Here is a 1125-nt window from a genome sequence, read left to right as displayed (position 1 = left end):
ATTTGTTCGGAGGAATGCGAACGGTGAAAGACGTCGTCGAAATTGAGGCAGTGTCGCTCTCCCCCGACACGGACCCGCAGGAACTCGAACGGCACCCGAAAATCGACGAATCGAAGCGATGAGTGGTGTCACGTCTGGACGACCCCTCGCGTGAAGTCTATTCACTGTGTGGCACGTTCCGAACGACTCACTGGTTGAGGTACCTTCCGAACAAATATACATCGAAGACTGAGGCGTCACACCCCTTGATACTTCCATGCACCGCCTGAAGCGTGTGACTCGGTGGCTTCTTCTATCGACTCACTGTATCGGAAACCACCAATGTCTCTCGGTGGTGTGCTCCCCGACTCTCCACTGTTCAATATCAGTACGATTCTCCTTGCGAGCGGGTTGATTTGGTTTGGAAGTGGTTGGCTCGAAGAATCAGCCGAGAAACTCTCTGCATATTATGGGCTTCCAGCGGTCGTTCAGGGGTCGGTCGTCGTCGCGGTCGGTTCGAGTTTTCCGGAGTTCACGAGCGTCGTCTTCACGGCCCTCAACGGTGCGTTCAACATGGGTGTCGGCGCAATCGTTGGCTCTGCTATCTTCAACATCCTCGTGATTCCTGCACTCTCGGGGTTGGCTACCGAAGAGGACCTCGAAGCCAGTCGGACAATCGTCTACAAGGAGGCGCAGTTCTACATGATTGCTGTCTCGGCACTCGTGGTCACGTTCGCCCTCGCAGTAATCTACGTTCCCGTCCCGGACGGTCCAGAACTTGCTGGGTTGATTACTCGTCCACTCGCACTGATCCCCTTGCTCCTGTATGGACTGTACCTGTTCATTCAGTGGCAGGACGTCGGTGACTACGAGGGCGAGTTCGTCACTGATGGCATCACTGTAACTCGCCAGTGGGGACGACTCGCCGTCGGGCTACTCGTCATCCTCATAGCGGTCGAACAACTGGTCGGGAGCGTCGAGTCACTCGGCCAGACCTTCGGAATCCCGGAGTTCCTCGCGGGTGTGACCATAATCGCTGCCGCGACGAGTCTACCGGATATGATCGTCAGTGTCCGGTCTGCGCAGGACGACAGGGGCGCGACGAGTCTCGGAAACGTTCTCGGGTCGAACACGTTCGACCTGCTG

General features: G+C 56.7%; 1 protein-coding gene. It reads left to right on the top strand.

The window, feature by feature from the left end:
- Nucleotides 1–321: 321 nt before the first annotated feature.
- Nucleotides 322–1125: sodium:calcium antiporter (locus AUR66_RS17570; RefSeq protein ID WP_058573461.1), on the top strand; the 804-nt coding region annotated here is incomplete at its 3' end.

The sequence above is a fragment of the Haloferax profundi genome (assembly GCF_001469865.1).
In the GTDB taxonomy this organism is placed as follows: Archaea; Halobacteriota; Halobacteria; order Halobacteriales; family Haloferacaceae; genus Haloferax; species Haloferax profundi.
Note: the sequence above shows the minus strand (reverse complement) of the source record. Positions and strands in the feature narration are given on the sequence as shown.